Genomic DNA, 15,607 nt, shown 5'->3' on the forward strand with positions numbered 1-15,607 from the left:
CCGTGGTGTAGTGGTTAACATGCCTGCCTGTCACGCAGGAGATCGCCGGTTCGACCCCGGTCGGGACCGCCATTTTATATAAAGAAAAGAACGAAACATGTTGTTTCGTATTTTTTTATTTGTTTTAACAAAAAACTAATAAAGACAGTCAAACTATCCTTAGGAAACCTCCTAAGGACTTTTTTATATATTCAAAACCTGTATAATAAAGAGCAGAGAACATTGTGAGTAAAGTAGGTGAAGTCTGTGAGTAAATATGAAATAACAACAAAATCATCTGAGGAAACACAAAGATTATCAGAAAAACTAGGTGAACTTGTAGAGGCACAAGATGTAATTATTTTAGAAGGAGATCTAGGGGCTGGTAAGACGACTTTTACAAAAGGGCTAGCAAAAGGTCTTGGAGTAAAAAGAGTTGTAAATAGCCCTACCTTTAATATTATTAAAGAATACAAAGGAAGATTACCGCTATATCATATGGACGTGTATCGCTTAGCAGAAAGTGAAGAGGACTTAGGATTTGATGAGTATTTCTACGGTGAAGGAATTACGGTAGTAGAATGGGCTCATTTAATAGAAGCATATTTACCAAATGAGAAATTACAAATTAGTTTATTCCATGCTGGAGATGATACAAGAAACATTGTACTCGAACCAATTGGAGATCGCTATATTAGATTATGTGAGGAGCTATTACAAGATGAAAGTACTAGCAATTGATACTTCAAATTACGTAATGGGTGTATCCCTTATTGAAGAAGGAAACGTAATTGGGGAAATCATTACAAACTTAACAAAAAACCATTCTGTGCGCCTTATGCCAGCTGTAGAACAACTGTTGAAAGAATGCGGTGTAAAACCGAAAGAATTAACGAAAATAGTTGTGGCTGCGGGACCAGGATCATATACAGGTGTTCGCATAGGTGTGACAGCTGCCAAAACATTAGCTTGGTCACTTCAAATACCAATTGTAGGTGTATCAAGTTTAGAAGTAGTGGCTGCAAACGGAGCGAATTTTGATGGGTTAATCTGTCCTTTATTCGATGGAAGGCGCGGACAAATTTATACGGGGCTATATACATATGAAGGAGAGAAGTTAATTTCTATAGAAGAAGACCGAATTATCCTTATTGTAGACTGGTTGCAAATGTTAAAAGATAAAGGAAATCCTGTTTTATTTCTTGGTAACGATGTTAAATTGCATAAAGAAACGATTATTGAACATTTAGGTGATCAAGCTGTATTTGCTCCTTTCACAAAAAATAACCCAAGACCAAGTGAGTTAGCGTTCTTAGGATTGCAAAAAGAAGAACAAGATGTACATTCATTTGTTCCTAGTTACCTTCGTTTAGCTGAAGCTGAAACAAAGTGGTTAGAAAGTCAAAACAAGTAGGGGTTTACAGAGGATGGATATGATATTTAGAAAGATGGAACTCGATGATATCGCTCAAATTGTAGCTATTGAAGAAGCATCTTTTTCAACTCCTTGGACTGCAGATGCCTTTCACCGTGAGTTAACGGTGAATGAACATGCACATTATGTTGTGCTAGAAAAAGATGGTCGTGTAATTGGGTATTGTGGATTGTGGATAATTATTGATGAATCACATATAACAAATATAGCTATTTTGCCGGAATACAGAGGTCAAAAGCTAGGGGATGCTTTATTGAAAGAAGTTATTTCCGAAGCGAAAACTCTAGGTGTAAAAACGATGACACTGGAAGTACGTGTATCAAATGAAGTAGCAAAACAGTTATATAGAAAATACGGATTTCAAAATGGTGGAATTCGTAAACGATACTATGCAGACAATCAGGAAGATGGTCTCGTAATGTGGGTGAATATATAATGGAAAAAAATACGATTATACTTGGTATAGAAACAAGTTGTGATGAAACAGCAGTAGCGGTTGTTAAAAATGGAACGGAAATTATTGCGAATGTCGTTGCATCACAAATTGAAAGTCATAAACGTTTTGGCGGAGTTGTACCAGAGATTGCATCTCGTCATCATGTAGAAGAAATTACAGTTGTGTTAGAAGAAGCTTTAAAAGAAGCCAATATCACATTTGATGATATTGATGCAATTGCTGTAACAGAAGGACCTGGTTTAGTAGGAGCACTTCTAATAGGGGTAAACGCAGCGAAAGCGGTGGCATTTGCACATGATATCCCTCTAGTTGGTGTACATCATATTGCTGGCCATATTTATGCGAACCGTTTAGTAAAAGAAGTTCAATTCCCACTGCTATCACTTGTTGTATCTGGTGGACATACAGAGCTTGTTTATATGAAAGAACATGGTTCATTTGAAGTAATTGGTGAAACGAGAGATGATGCAGCAGGAGAAGCGTATGATAAAGTAGCTCGTACGTTATCTATGCCATATCCAGGTGGTCCTCATATTGATCGCCTTGCACATGAAGGAGAACCAACAATCGATTTGCCTCGTGCATGGCTAGAACCGGATTCGTATGATTTTAGTTTCAGTGGATTGAAATCAGCAGTTATCAACACTGTGCATAACGCAAAACAGCGCGGAATAGAAATTGCACCGGAAGATTTAGCAGCAAGTTTCCAAGAGAGTGTAATCGACGTATTAGTAACGAAAGCTTCTCGTGCAGCGGATGCTTATAACGTAAAGCAAGTGCTTCTTGCTGGTGGAGTGGCTGCAAATAAAGGACTTCGTGCGCGTTTAGAAGCAGAATTTGCACAAAAAGAAAATATGGAGCTAATTATTCCTCCTCTATCTTTATGCACAGATAATGCAGCAATGATTGCAGCGGCAGGTACAATTGCATATGAACAAGGAAAACGTGCTACATTAGCTTTAAATGCAAATCCAGGATTAGATATTGAAGCATAGTTATACACAAAATTAACCACAGCTTGTGGATAAAACCCATATTATCTGTTGATAATATGGGTTTTATTGTGTATATAAAATGTTGATAACTTTTTGATTAATTGTGGATAATGTGGAAAAGTTATTTTTGAGGTTTATTTTATAAAGGTGGATATGTGTATAAACTTGTGGATAAAATAGGTGAAGTCTGACCTTTGAATGTATTCTTTTTTCGGGAAATAAAAAGTGAGAAGATATTTCTAAAAAACATTTTGAAATGTGCCCTTATTATAGAGGGGGGCTAACATTGTCAAATCTTGTCGGTAAATCGGTATCTCGTGTCGAATCGTTTATGTAATAGAGATTGACCACGGCTAGAAGATAAAAAGGATGTCCCATTGTCAAAAATTTCGACTGATGAGACATCCTTCTTATTCATACTCTTATAAATGCAATTCTTCCCATTCTGCCATACAAGCATCAAGTTGTTCTTGTAGTGTTTGCTTTTTCGTTGTAATTTCACTAGCCTTTTCATAATCTGCATATATCTCTGGTAAGCAAAGTTGATCTTCTAACGTAGCAATTTCTTCTTCAAATTGTACAATATTCTGTTCTAGTTCCTCGATTCTTCTAGTACGTTGACGCTCCAACTTTTTGCGTTCTTTTTCTTCGAGATAATTTAATTTTTCTTGAGCGACAGTTTTTTGAACAGGTGCCTGATTTTCTTGCTGTTCTTGTTGTTCAAATTCAGCACGTTCAATCATCTCATTTTTCTTTTCAACGTAGTAATCGTAGTCACCTAAATATTCCTGCGCACCTTCTGTTGATAACTCAACAACAGTTGTCGTTACACGATTAATAAAGTAGCGGTCATGTGAGACGAATAGAAGGGTACCCGGATAATCAATTAAAGCATTCTCCAAGATTTCTTTACTGTTTAAATCAAGATGGTTCGTAGGCTCATCGAGAATTAATAAATTTGATTTTTGCATCATAAGTTTTGCAAGAGCTAACCGAGCCTTTTGTCCACCACTAAGAGAAGATACTGGTTTTAGTACATCGTCTCCTGTGAATAAGAAGTTACCTAGTATTGTGCGAATTTCTTTTTCAGGCTGCAATGGATATTCATCCCATAATTCATTTAAAACTCGCTTAGAAGATGTTAAGTTAGCTTGTTCCTGATCATAATAACCAACAGATACATTGGATCCGAAAGAAACATCACCATGTAATAGTGGTAACTTATTCACAATGGATTTTAACAATGTGGATTTTCCAATTCCATTTGGACCAACTAAAGCAACACTATCCCCACGAGTTAAGCGCATTGTTACATGTTCAATAATCGGATCCTCATCATAGCCGATAGTTGCATCCTTTACTTGTAAAACATCATTTCCACTTTGTTTTTCGATATCGAAATGGAAGGAAGCCGACTTAGAGTCACCTAATGGTCTTGTTAATAGTTCCATACGGTCTAATTGTTTACGACGGCTTTGCGCACGTTTTGTTGTAGATGCACGAGCTATATTTTTTTGAACGAAGTCCTCGAGCTTAGCGATTTCATCTTGTTGTTTTTCATAACGTTTCATTTCTTGCTCGTATAGTGCTGATTTTAAATCTAAATATTTACTGTAGTTACCAACAAATCGTCTGCTTTCTTTATTCGAAATTTCATATACTTGTGTTACGAGTTTATCTAAGAAATAACGGTCATGGGAAACGATTAGTATTGCGCCAGGATAGCCTTGTAAATATTGTTCAAGCCATGTTAATGTTTCGATGTCTAAATGGTTTGTAGGCTCGTCCAAAATAAGTAAGTCTGGTTTCGTTAATAATAATTTACCGAGAGCTAATCGTGTTTTTTGCCCACCGCTTAATGTAGAAATCGTCGTCTGGTGCGTTTCGACTGGGAAGCCAAGACCGCTTAAAATCGAACGGATATCTGCTTCGTACTGATAGCCACCTTGATCTTTATAATCTAATTGCAATTGGTCATAATCAGCTAATAATCTTTCATATATAGTCTCGTTTGAAAAGTTTTCTTCTTTTCCCATCTCTTGCTCTAGCCTTCGGAGTTTTGTCTCCATTTGCTGTAAGTGTGTAAAGACGGTTAACATTTCATCCCAAATTGTTAAAGATGTTTCTAGCCCGGTATTTTGAGCTAAATATCCGATTGAGACATCTTTCGGTTTTATAATTTCGCCACCATCATGAGATAACTCACCAGCTATTATTTTTAATAATGTAGATTTTCCGGCTCCATTTCGTCCGACTAATGCGATACGATCTTTCGTTTGAACTTCCAATTTTATGTTTGCAAGAATCGTTTCTGCACCGTATAATTTCGAAAGCGCGTTTACTTGTAATAAAATCAATGTTTTCACCTCAAATAATTTCTTAACTTTGCCATGTTTATATTTCTCAATCATACTAAAAATAGTGTATAGTTTAAAATACAGAGAGAATACTTCTTCTTTCTATTATACAAGGAATTTAATAAGTGCTAAACTTCTGTATTTGATTAAAGCATATGAATAAAGATAGGAAGAGAGGAGAGGTTATATGGATCAGCAGAAAATTCCACAAGCCACTGCCAAGAGATTGCCTCTATACTATCGATTTATCCAAAATTTATCTCTATCTGGTAAGCAACGTGTTTCATCAGCCGAATTGAGTGAAGCGGTAAAGGTTGATTCCGCAACTATTCGAAGAGATTTCTCATACTTTGGAGCGTTAGGGAAAAAAGGATATGGATATAACGTAAATTATTTATTATCATTTTTCCGCGAAACACTCGACCAAGATGATATAACACGTGTAGCACTTATTGGAGTAGGTAATTTAGGGACCGCTTTCTTACATTATAATTTCACGAAAAACAATAATACAAAAATTGAAATGGCGTTTGACGTTAGTGAAGAGAAAGTTGGAACAGAAATCGGGGGCATTCCTGTATATCATTTAGATGAATTAGAAGAACGTCTATCAACTGATATACAAGTGGCAATATTAACAGTACCAGCTACAGTAGCACAATCTGTAGCAGATAGATTAGCTGAAACTAGTGTGCATGGTATTTTAAATTTCACACCAGCACGCTTAAATGTGTCAGACAATATAAGAATTCATCATATTGATTTAGCAGTAGAGTTACAAACCCTTGTTTACTTTTTAAAGAATTATCCACAATAAAACGCAGAGGAAGCGACCTCTGCGTTTTATTATTGTTTTTTCTTTGTGAATTTAACTAAGATAAGGCGAAGTGCCAAATTAAAATCAATTGTTGCCATAACTGCAAATAGTATTGTCCACATATTCCAGATTGTATCTGTTACGTTCGTAATGGCGAAGCGTGTAAAGATACATCCTAGAAGGAAGTACAATGCAGCCATGAACAATGGTGAGTTTCTCATAAAAATCCTCCGATAAAGCCTTGCATTTTTTCAGCTTCTTTAATCATTTCTTGAATTTGTTCATTGCTCATTAAGACTTGAGCAACTGCAACTAATGTATTCATTGCAACATGAGCTGCGATAGGGACGATAATACGCTTCGTTTTTACATATAAAAAGGCGAATACGAGTCCCATAGAAGTGTATACCAATAAGTGAGTGAAATCAAAATGAATGGCTGCGAATACGAGAGAACTAATAATAGCAGCAATAAAGAAGTTAAACTTCTTATAAAGTGTACCAAATAAAATTTTTCTAAATACGATTTCTTCCAAAATAGGTCCTATTATAGATATCACGATAAGGAACCAAGGTGTCGTTCTTGCGATATCCATAAGCCTCGCTGTATTTTCAGATCCAGGTTTAATTCCTAATAAACGCATTTCTATCATACCGGCAATACTTTGCGAGAAAAATGCTAAGAAGAACCCGATAAAAATCCAACCGATCGTAGCTGGAACCGAAGAGCGCATTGTATCTAAACGTCTGTCACGAATATCTGTTCTAAGTAACCAAAGTACGATACATAATGCAATAAAGAAGCTAATGATTGCCCAGTGGCCAGTTATGATTTGGAATTTCTCCTCCCTAGTAAATCCCCTGTTATCATAAAGTCCAGTTTTCAGGAGAAGCGGTAATCCAGCAATGGATGATAACTGCATTAAAATGTATGTAACGATAACCCACCAATATTGTTTTTTCAAATGGTTTAACCATCCTTTCTAACTCTAGTGTATGAGATAAGGTAGGATAACATGTACATATGCTACCTACGATATAAACCTTACGTAAATTATGTTTTTTTTGTAAATCCTTATTTGAAATTATAATAGAAGACAGGAGAAAGCTGTGTGTGTAGCGAAAACAACTTAGGGTGTCCTTTCATATTGTAACATACGAGTAGTGGAAACAACGATTCATATGGTAAAGGTAGAAGAAGAGAGAATCTATATAGAAAAGTGTATAGCTGAATTTGCGAAAAAATTATGATTTTTTTACTTGCAAAAGAAATTGAGATTATTTATTATTATAAGTGTGTTAGCACTCGGGTGACTTGAGTGCTAATAAATAAAATTTACATAACAAAATGAGGAGGTTATTGTTCATGCTAAAGCCATTAGGTGATCGCGTTGTAATTGAGCTTGTTCAAGCAGAAGAAAAAACAGCAAGTGGTATTGTATTACCAGACACAGCAAAAGAAAAACCACAAGAGGGTAAAGTTATTGCAGTAGGTACTGGTCGAGTGCTTGAAAATGGTGAGCGTGTTGCTTTAGAGGTAGCAGCAGGTGATCTTATCATCTTCTCAAAATATGCAGGTACTGAAGTGAAATATGAAGGTACAGACTACTTGATTTTACGTGAAAGTGACATTTTAGCAGTTATCGGTTAATTATATAAATCTTAAAAAATCCAAGGGGGTCAATTATTATGGCAAAAGATATTAAATTTAGTGAAGAAGCACGTCGTTCGATGCTTCGCGGTGTCGACACTCTTGCAAACGCAGTAAAAGTAACACTTGGACCAAAAGGTCGTAACGTTGTACTTGAGAAAAAATTTGGTTCACCACTTATTACAAATGATGGTGTAACAATCGCAAAAGAAATTGAATTAGAAGATGCATTCGAAAACATGGGTGCGAAATTAGTAGCAGAAGTTGCTAGCAAAACAAATGATGTAGCTGGTGACGGAACAACAACTGCAACTGTATTAGCGCAAGCTATGATTCGTGAAGGTCTTAAAAACGTAACAGCTGGTGCGAACCCAATGGGTCTTCGTAAAGGTATCGAAAAAGCTGTTACTGCTGCAATTGAAGAATTAAAAACGATTTCTAAACCAATCGAAGGCAAATCTTCTATCGCACAAGTAGCTGCTATTTCTGCAGCTGACGAAGAAGTAGGTCAATTAATTGCTGAAGCAATGGAGCGCGTTGGTAACGACGGCGTTATTACTTTAGAAGAATCTAAAGGATTCACAACAGAATTAGACGTAGTAGAAGGTATGCAATTTGATCGTGGATATGCATCTCCTTACATGATTACTGATTCTGACAAAATGGAAGCAGTTCTTGATAACCCATACATCTTAATCACTGACAAAAAGATTTCTAACATTCAAGAAATCTTACCAGTATTAGAGCAAGTGGTACAACAAGGTAAACCACTTCTTATCATTGCTGAAGATGTGGAAGGCGAAGCATTAGCTACATTAGTAGTGAACAAACTTCGTGGTACATTTAATGTAGTAGCTGTTAAAGCTCCTGGATTTGGTGACCGTCGTAAAGCAATGCTAGAAGATATCGCAATCTTAACTGGTGGCGAAGTAATCACTGAAGAATTAGGCCGTGACTTAAAATCTGCTACAGTTGAATCTTTAGGACGCGCTGGTAAAGTTGTTGTAACGAAAGAAAACACAACTGTAGTTGAAGGTATCGGAAATACACAACAAATCGAAGCTCGCATCGGTCAAATCCGTGCGCAATTAGAAGAAACAACTTCTGAATTCGATCGTGAAAAATTACAAGAGCGCCTTGCAAAACTTGCAGGTGGCGTAGCAGTAATTAAAGTAGGTGCAGCAACTGAAACTGAGTTAAAAGAGCGCAAACTTCGCATTGAAGATGCACTTAACTCAACTCGTGCAGCAGTAGAAGAAGGTATCGTTGCAGGTGGTGGTACTTCACTTATGAACGTATACACGAAAGTAGCTTCTATCGTAGCTGAAGGTGACGAAGCAACAGGTATCAACATCGTACTTCGCGCACTAGAAGAGCCAGTTCGTCAAATCGCAATCAACGCTGGTCTAGAAGGATCTGTAGTTGTAGAGCGTCTAAAAGGCGAAAAAGTAGGCGTTGGTTTCAACGCAGCAACTGGCGAGTGGGTTAACATGCTTGAAACTGGTATCGTAGATCCAGCTAAAGTAACTCGTTCTGCACTTCAAAACGCAGCATCTGTTGCAGCTATGTTCTTAACAACTGAAGCTGTAGTAGCTGACAAACCAGAACCAAATGCACCAGCAATGCCTGACATGGGCGGCATGGGCATGGGCGGTATGGGCGGAATGATGTAATTCCGTTTGCCCGAAAACATCCATTTCTATATAGAAATGGATGTTTTTTTGTGTTTTTGAGAGGAAGAATTTAATTTCTGTAGAATTTTGTCGCTTTCTCTCTTGACCATATTGATACTTCATTGTTAGAATCTAGGAAGATAATATAAAACAATCCTTCATATATCCTCGATGATATGGTTTGAGAGTCTCTACCGGGTTACCGTAAACAACCTGACTATGAAGGCAGTGCGTCTTATATTTATAAAGAGCGGAAGACTATCTTTCTTTATAAAGCCAGACCCCTGCCTTTTCTTTGTTATGAGACTAGAGGCGGAGGACTGGCTTTTTTTATTATATTAGTAATGCTTTTTGCCAAATTGGTGAAAATATTTATATACGAGAACTAACGTTGGGGTGATTATTTTGAAGAAGCAGCATGATACAATTATCGTTTTAGATTTTGGGAGTCAGTACAATCAGTTAATAGCACGTCGAATTCGTGAGTTCGGTGTATACAGTGAACTTCATCCACATACAATTACTGCGGAAGAAATTAAAGCAATGAATCCAAAAGGGATTATCTTCTCTGGTGGGCCAAATAGTGTATACGGTGAAGGCGCATTACATTGTGATGAAAAAATCTTTGAACTAGGATTACCAATCTTCGGTATTTGTTACGGTATGCAGCTTATGACACAACACTTCGGTGGTAAAGTAGAACGTGCAAACCACCGTGAGTACGGAAAAGCTGTTCTTAAAGTAGAGAACGAATCAAAATTATATGCGAACCTTCCAGAAGAGCAAGTTGTATGGATGAGCCATGGCGACTTAGTAACTGGTTTACCTGAAGGATTCGTAGTAGATGCAACAAGTGAGTCTTGTCCAATTGCTGGTATGAGCAATGAAGACAAAAACTTATACGGTGTACAATTCCACCCAGAAGTACGTCACTCTGAGCACGGTAACGATTTAATTAAAAACTTCGTATTCGGCGTATGTGGTTGTTCTGAAGGATGGAACATGGAGAACTTTATCGAAGTAGAATTAGAGAAAATCCGTGAAACTGTTGGAGACAAAAAAGTACTATGCGCACTTAGTGGCGGTGTAGATTCTTCTGTTGTAGCAGTATTAATTCATAAAGCAATCGGTGATCAATTAACTTGTATTTTCGTTGACCACGGCTTACTTCGTAAAGGTGAAGCGGAAGGCGTTATGAAAACATTTAGCGAAGGCTTCCACATGAACGTTATTAAAGTGGATGCAAAAGAACGCTTCATGAACAAGTTAAAAGGTGTAGAAGATCCAGAACAAAAACGTAAAATCATCGGTAACGAATTCATTTACGTATTTGATGATGAAGCTTCTAAATTACAAGGTATGGACTTCTTGGCACAAGGTACACTTTACACAGATATCGTTGAGAGTGGTACAGCAACTGCACAAACAATTAAATCTCACCATAACGTTGGTGGTCTTCCAGAAGACATGCAGTTCAAATTAATTGAGCCTTTAAACACGTTATTTAAAGATGAAGTACGTGTATTAGGATCAGAACTAGGAATTCCTGATGAAATCGTATGGCGTCAACCATTCCCAGGCCCTGGTCTTGGTATTCGTGTATTAGGTGAAATTACAGAAGAAAAATTAGAAATTGTTCGTGAATCTGATGCAATTTTACGTGAAGAAATTATTAAAGCGGGCTTAGACCGTGAAATCTGGCAATACTTCACTGCACTTCCTGGTATGCGTAGCGTAGGTGTTATGGGTGACGAGCGTACTTATGATTACACAGTAGGTATCCGCGCAGTAACATCTATCGACGGTATGACAGCTGACTGGGCACGTATCCCTTGGGACGTATTAGAGAAAATCTCTGTACGTATCGTAAACGAAGTAAAACACGTTAACCGTATCGTGTATGATGTAACGAGTAAGCCACCAGCAACTATTGAGTGGGAATAGTATTATAAAAAAAGATCCATCTATTGCACATGCATAGATGGATCTTTTGTATTTCTGCCCTTAATACGAACGAAAATATAAAACTTTATAAAAATGTTCGTTTTTAAATTGACAAAAACACATTCAAGAGTTAATATGAGTATGTAATTCAAACAAAAAGTGAATATTATGCCGTCGTATAATATCGGGGATATGGCCCGAAAGTTTCTACCTAGCTACCGTAAATGGCTTGACTACGAGGCGTTTTGATAAAGGTGAGGGGAATCTTGTCTTTATTCATAGAACGCTTCCATGTATATGTAATGGGAGCCTTTTTTATTTTTAATAGATAAAAGAGGGCTAGGGAGATTACGGCGAGTAATCATATAACGGGGGAAACGTAAGATGAAACGCTATTTTCAGTTTGATGAACTCGGCACAAATTATAAAACAGAGTTCATAGCAGGCTTAACGACATTCTTATCTATGGCTTATGTACTATTTGTCAATCCTGCTACGCTGTCACTTGGAAATGTTAAAGGGTTACCAGCAGGTACAGGAATGGATCCAGGTGCAGTATTCGTTGCTACAGCATTAGCAGCAGCGATTGGTTCGTTGATTATGGGGATATTCGCGAAGTATCCAATTGCTTTGGCACCGGGTATGGGAATTAACGCATTCTTTGCTTATACAGCAGTGTTAACGATGGGTATTCCTTGGCAAACAGCAATTGCTGGAACGTTAATGTCAGGTATTATCTTTATTATTCTTACAGCTTCAGGTATTCGTGAAAAAATTATTAATGCAATTCCATCAGAGTTAAAGTTTGCAGTAGCGGCAGGTATCGGATTATTCATCGCTTTCCTTGGGTTCCAAAATGCCGGAGTTATCGTGAAAAATGATGCTGTTCTTGTTGGGTTGGGGGATTTAACAAAGGGCACAACGTTACTAGCAATCTTCGGGGTTGTTACGACAATCATCTTCATGATTAAGAAAATAAACGGTGCAGTTTTCTACGGTATGATTCTTACAGCGATCTTAGGAGTAGCGACAGGATTAATTGATACTCCGAAAGCTGTAGTGGGAGCAATACCGAGTCTAGAACCAACGTTCGGTGCGGCATTAACTCACTTTGGAGATATTTTTACTGTTGAAATGGCGATTGTTATTATAACGTTCTTCTTTATCGATTTCTTTGATACAGCAGGTACACTTGTAGCGGTTGCGAATCAAGCGGGATTAATGAAGAACAATAAATTACCACGTGCAGGAAAAGCGTTATTCGCAGATGCGATTGCAACTGTAATCGGGGCGATCCTAGGTACATCAACAACAACGTCTTACATTGAATCTTCTGCTGGGGTAGCAGCGGGTGGACGTTCTGGATTTACAGCAGTTGTAACAGCAGGATTCTTCTTATTGGCACTATTCTTCTCGCCATTATTAAGCGTTGTAACACCGGCTGTAACGGCACCAGCTTTAATTATCGTAGGGATTTTGATGGTTTCGTCTTTAGGCGAAATTGATTGGAAGAAATTCGAGATTGCAGTACCAGCATTCTTTACTATCATTTCAATGCCACTTACGTATAGTATTGCGACAGGGATTGCGATCGGGTTTATCTTCTATCCAATTACAATGGTAGTAAGTGGTCGACGTAAAGAGATACATCCAATTATGTATGTTATGGGAGTTTTATTCGTACTATATTTCATCTACGTTCGTAAATAAAAGGGGTTTTTGAAAGGTCTAGACTTAAGGGGAGTCTAGACCTTTTTTGCGTCTTCAGAAAATCTTAAGGATTTCCGAGCGTTTTTCTTCAGAAGTTTTCCTATAATAGAAGTTAGGGATTAAAAAAGTGATGGGGGAGATATTGTGGCAAATGAAACAATACTTGTCGTAGATGATGAAAAAGAAATTAGGAATCTTATTACAATCTATTTAAAGAATGAAGGATATAAAGTGTTGCAAGCAGGAGACGGAGAAGAAGGATTACGTTTACTAGAAGAAAATGAAGTACATCTAGTCGTATTAGATATTATGATGCCAAAAGTAGACGGTATTCATATGTGTATGAAAGTAAGAGAATCGAAAGAAATGCCGATTATTATGCTTTCTGCGAAAACGCAAGATATGGACAAGATTTTAGGGTTAACTACAGGTGCAGATGATTACGTAACGAAACCATTTAATCCGTTAGAGTTAATCGCAAGAATTAAATCTCAGTTACGTCGTTATATGAAGATGAATGGTTTCGCTATTCAAAATGAGGACGAGTTAGAAATTGGAGAGATGAAAATAAACATCTCAACCCACAAAGTTATTGTGGATGGAGAAGAAGTGAAACTGACGCCAAGGGAATTTTCGATTTTAGAATTACTAGCTCGTAATCCTGGTATGGTCTTTAGCGCGGAACAGATTTATGAAAAGGTTTGGAACGAAAGGTCTTTTCAGTCGGATAACACGGTAATGGTTCATATTCGGAAAGTGCGTGAAAAGATTGAAGAGAATCCAAGGAAGCCAATATATATAAAAACAGTATGGGGAGTGGGGTATAAGATTGAAAAAGATATTTAATCCATTTACTTATGTTAGGAAATTTCGAGAATTAATTGGAAAGCTAGTGAAGAGTGTGAAACGGAGTGTGCGTATTCAACTTATTACTGCTTTTACTGCTTGTGCGTTATTAGGGCTTTTTTCAGCAAAGGCAGCAGCACCATTTTTTGAGAATGCGAATCGTGAGGCGACGATCGATTATCGGGCTGGTATGGAACAAATTAACCAACAAGCGCAAAGTGTAGCAAATAGTTCAGTTCATGAAAATAAACTAGAAGCTATATCAAGTATGATTGAAATAGAGAATCAAAATTTAGAACGAGATTCTAGAGCTTTAAAAGTATTGGTTACTGACGAGAGCGGTAAAGTTGTATATAAAACGAAGCAGGCTCAAGAAGAGCAAATTGATTTGCATAATACAATTCGTAATGCATCATCGTTTGCGATTAATTATATGAATGATAGAAAAGAATTTGAAAGTACGAGAAAAGAATTTATAGCCTTTGCGCCTATTACAATAGAAGATAAGAATTTATACATGTTTGTTAGTGGGATTCCAGAAGGTGAAGTAATATATGATACAAAAGAAGGACCATTCCCATTTTTAATTGGTGTACTCGTATTCATTTTCTCCTTCTTCTATATAACAAAGAGAAAGATGAAGCAAATTGAAGCGATGGCACAAGGTGTAAAGGAAATAGAAAAAGGTAATTTAGCGTACCGTATTGAGAAGAAAGGTGAAGACGAGATTGCGTCTTTAACTGAGAATATTAATAATATGGCGGAAGAGCTTATGAATAATATAGAAAAGGAACGTAAATTAGAGAAGCAAAAGAACGAGCTTATTACGAATGTATCTCACGATTTACGTACACCACTTACTTCTATTATGGGTTACTTACGATTACTTCGAGATTCTAAATATGAAAATAAAGAACAACATGATGAGTATACGAGAATTGCTTTTGCGAAGTCGGAGCAGTTAAAGAATTTAATAGAAGATTTATTTGAGTATACGAAGTTAACAAATGAGCAAGTTATATTGGAAAAACAAGAGGTTTGTATAAATGAGTTACTCGAGCAATTAATAGAAGAGTTAGTACCGCAGGCGGAAGAGCATGGACTTACGTTTGTTAAGAAGTTTCCAGAGGAACGTGCCTATGCAGCGGTTGATTCGGAAAAGATGGTTCGTGTATTTGATAATTTATTAATGAACGCTATTAAGTATAGTAAAGATGATGGAGAGATAAAGGTTTCTCTTCAAAGGCAGCGCCGGGATATACAAATTGTAATTGCGAATCATAGTGAAGAGTTTACGAGAGAAGAGCTAGGGAGTTTGTTTGAACGCTTCTATAAGAAAGATCAATCTAGAAGTAGAGTAACAGAAGGATCGGGACTTGGATTAGCAATTGCGAAAAGTATTGTTGAATTGCAAGGTGGTAGTATTCGAGCAGAATACGAGGATGGTATTATTCAATTTATCGTCTCGTTACCAATTATAGAAAAATAATAAACGAATAGGATGATATATGATAAAAAAGCTTATTTCAAAAGAAATAAGCTTTTTTATATTTTTTTAGAAAAACATGTTGACGATTGTAGGTTAGAGGTGTAATATAGAACAAGTCGCCGATGACATTAACGTCGAAAGCGGCAAACGAAATAAAAAACTTAGTTGACATTGAAAGATGAAGATGTTAACATAAGGAAGTCGCAAATGAGCGACCAAGTAGTTCTTTGAAAACTGAACGAAACAAACAACGTG

At 37.0% G+C, this 15,607-nt stretch carries 14 protein-coding genes and 2 riboswitches; of the genes, 11 read left to right on the plus strand and 3 right to left on the minus strand.

The window, feature by feature from the left end:
• Positions 1 to 246 precede the first annotated feature (246 nt).
• Genes tsaE through tsaD form a run of 4 tightly spaced genes read left to right on the plus strand, consistent with a single transcriptional unit; the run spans position 247 to position 2,866 of the window.
• Positions 247 to 720, plus strand: coding sequence for a tRNA (adenosine(37)-N6)-threonylcarbamoyltransferase complex ATPase subunit type 1 TsaE (tsaE, locus tag AC3WTI_RS28080; RefSeq protein ID WP_087956273.1), 474 nt, complete (start codon positions 247 to 249; stop codon positions 718 to 720).
• Entirely contained in the window at positions 701 to 1,393 is a 693-nt protein-coding gene (gene tsaB, locus AC3WTI_RS28085) for a tRNA (adenosine(37)-N6)-threonylcarbamoyltransferase complex dimerization subunit type 1 TsaB (RefSeq protein ID WP_087956274.1), read from the plus strand. Before tsaE ends, tsaB begins: the two co-directional genes overlap by 20 nt.
• A 13-nt stretch (positions 1,394 to 1,406) precedes the next feature.
• Positions 1,407 to 1,850: a ribosomal protein S18-alanine N-acetyltransferase gene (gene rimI / locus AC3WTI_RS28090; RefSeq protein WP_142286445.1), complete on the plus strand. Its 444-nt coding sequence runs from the start codon at positions 1,407 to 1,409 to the stop codon at positions 1,848 to 1,850.
• Positions 1,850 to 2,866, plus strand: coding sequence for a tRNA (adenosine(37)-N6)-threonylcarbamoyltransferase complex transferase subunit TsaD (tsaD, locus tag AC3WTI_RS28095; RefSeq protein WP_087956275.1), 1,017 nt, complete (start codon positions 1,850 to 1,852; stop codon positions 2,864 to 2,866). Before rimI ends, tsaD begins: the two co-directional genes overlap by 1 nt.
• Positions 2,867 to 3,288: 422 nt before the next feature.
• On the opposite strand, the gene AC3WTI_RS28100 is transcribed toward tsaD, so the two are convergent.
• The gene (locus AC3WTI_RS28100) at positions 3,289 to 5,223 is read right to left on the minus strand and encodes an ABC-F family ATP-binding cassette domain-containing protein (protein ID WP_218923001.1); all 1,935 of its coding nucleotides are present in this window, start codon (positions 5,221 to 5,223) and stop codon (positions 3,289 to 3,291) included.
• A gap of 187 nt (positions 5,224 to 5,410) precedes the next feature.
• Between AC3WTI_RS28100 and AC3WTI_RS28105 the strand changes: the two genes are divergently transcribed.
• On the plus strand, positions 5,411 to 6,040 hold the full coding sequence (locus AC3WTI_RS28105; protein WP_087956277.1) for a redox-sensing transcriptional repressor Rex: 630 nt from the start codon (positions 5,411 to 5,413) through the stop codon (positions 6,038 to 6,040).
• 29 nt (positions 6,041 to 6,069) lie between these two features.
• Here the strand turns inward: AC3WTI_RS28105 and AC3WTI_RS28110 are convergent, their stop codons facing one another.
• Both AC3WTI_RS28110 and AC3WTI_RS28115 read right to left on the minus strand, forming a co-directional pair.
• Positions 6,070 to 6,261 carry a YdiK family protein gene (locus AC3WTI_RS28110; RefSeq protein WP_001246201.1) on the minus strand — a complete coding sequence of 64 codons (192 nt, stop codon included), beginning with the start codon at positions 6,259 to 6,261 and terminating at the stop codon, positions 6,070 to 6,072.
• Positions 6,258 to 7,004, minus strand: a complete 747-nt coding sequence (locus AC3WTI_RS28115; protein WP_097842099.1) for a CPBP family intramembrane glutamic endopeptidase — start codon at positions 7,002 to 7,004, stop codon at positions 6,258 to 6,260. The genes AC3WTI_RS28110 and AC3WTI_RS28115 overlap by 4 nt, the downstream gene beginning before the upstream one ends.
• A gap of 401 nt (positions 7,005 to 7,405) precedes the next feature.
• Between AC3WTI_RS28115 and groES the strand changes: the two genes are divergently transcribed.
• The 6 genes from groES to AC3WTI_RS28145 all read left to right on the plus strand — a co-directional run bounded on the left by groES (position 7,406) and on the right by AC3WTI_RS28145 (position 15,352).
• Complete coding sequence (gene groES, locus AC3WTI_RS28120; RefSeq protein ID WP_000917306.1) at positions 7,406 to 7,690, plus strand: co-chaperone GroES; 285 nt, start codon at positions 7,406 to 7,408, stop codon at positions 7,688 to 7,690.
• A gap of 38 nt (positions 7,691 to 7,728) precedes the next feature.
• On the plus strand, positions 7,729 to 9,363 hold the full coding sequence (gene groL / locus AC3WTI_RS28125) for a chaperonin GroEL (protein ID WP_001975554.1): 1,635 nt from the start codon (positions 7,729 to 7,731) through the stop codon (positions 9,361 to 9,363).
• A 138-nt stretch (positions 9,364 to 9,501) separates the two neighbouring features.
• Positions 9,502 to 9,603: riboswitch (purine riboswitch) on the plus strand.
• Positions 9,604 to 9,768: 165 nt separating this feature from the next.
• Positions 9,769 to 11,307, plus strand: a complete 1,539-nt coding sequence (guaA, locus tag AC3WTI_RS28130) for a glutamine-hydrolyzing GMP synthase (RefSeq protein WP_128975892.1) — start codon at positions 9,769 to 9,771, stop codon at positions 11,305 to 11,307.
• Positions 11,308 to 11,461: 154 nt separating this feature from the next.
• Positions 11,462 to 11,563: riboswitch (purine riboswitch) on the plus strand.
• Positions 11,564 to 11,691: 128 nt separating this feature from the next.
• Positions 11,692 to 13,017 carry an NCS2 family permease gene (locus AC3WTI_RS28135; RefSeq protein WP_087956279.1) on the plus strand — a complete coding sequence of 442 codons (1,326 nt, stop codon included), beginning with the start codon at positions 11,692 to 11,694 and terminating at the stop codon, positions 13,015 to 13,017.
• A gap of 144 nt (positions 13,018 to 13,161) precedes the next feature.
• Positions 13,162 to 13,863, plus strand: a complete 702-nt coding sequence (locus AC3WTI_RS28140) for a response regulator transcription factor (RefSeq protein ID WP_087956280.1) — start codon at positions 13,162 to 13,164, stop codon at positions 13,861 to 13,863.
• A complete protein-coding gene (locus AC3WTI_RS28145; RefSeq protein WP_097842098.1) occupies positions 13,847 to 15,352 on the plus strand; it encodes a sensor histidine kinase in 1,506 nt (501 codons plus the stop codon). Before AC3WTI_RS28140 ends, AC3WTI_RS28145 begins: the two co-directional genes overlap by 17 nt.
• The last annotated feature ends 255 nt before the right edge of the window (positions 15,353 to 15,607 follow it).

It is taken from the genome of Bacillus sp. EB106-02-03-XG38, assembly GCF_058792175.1.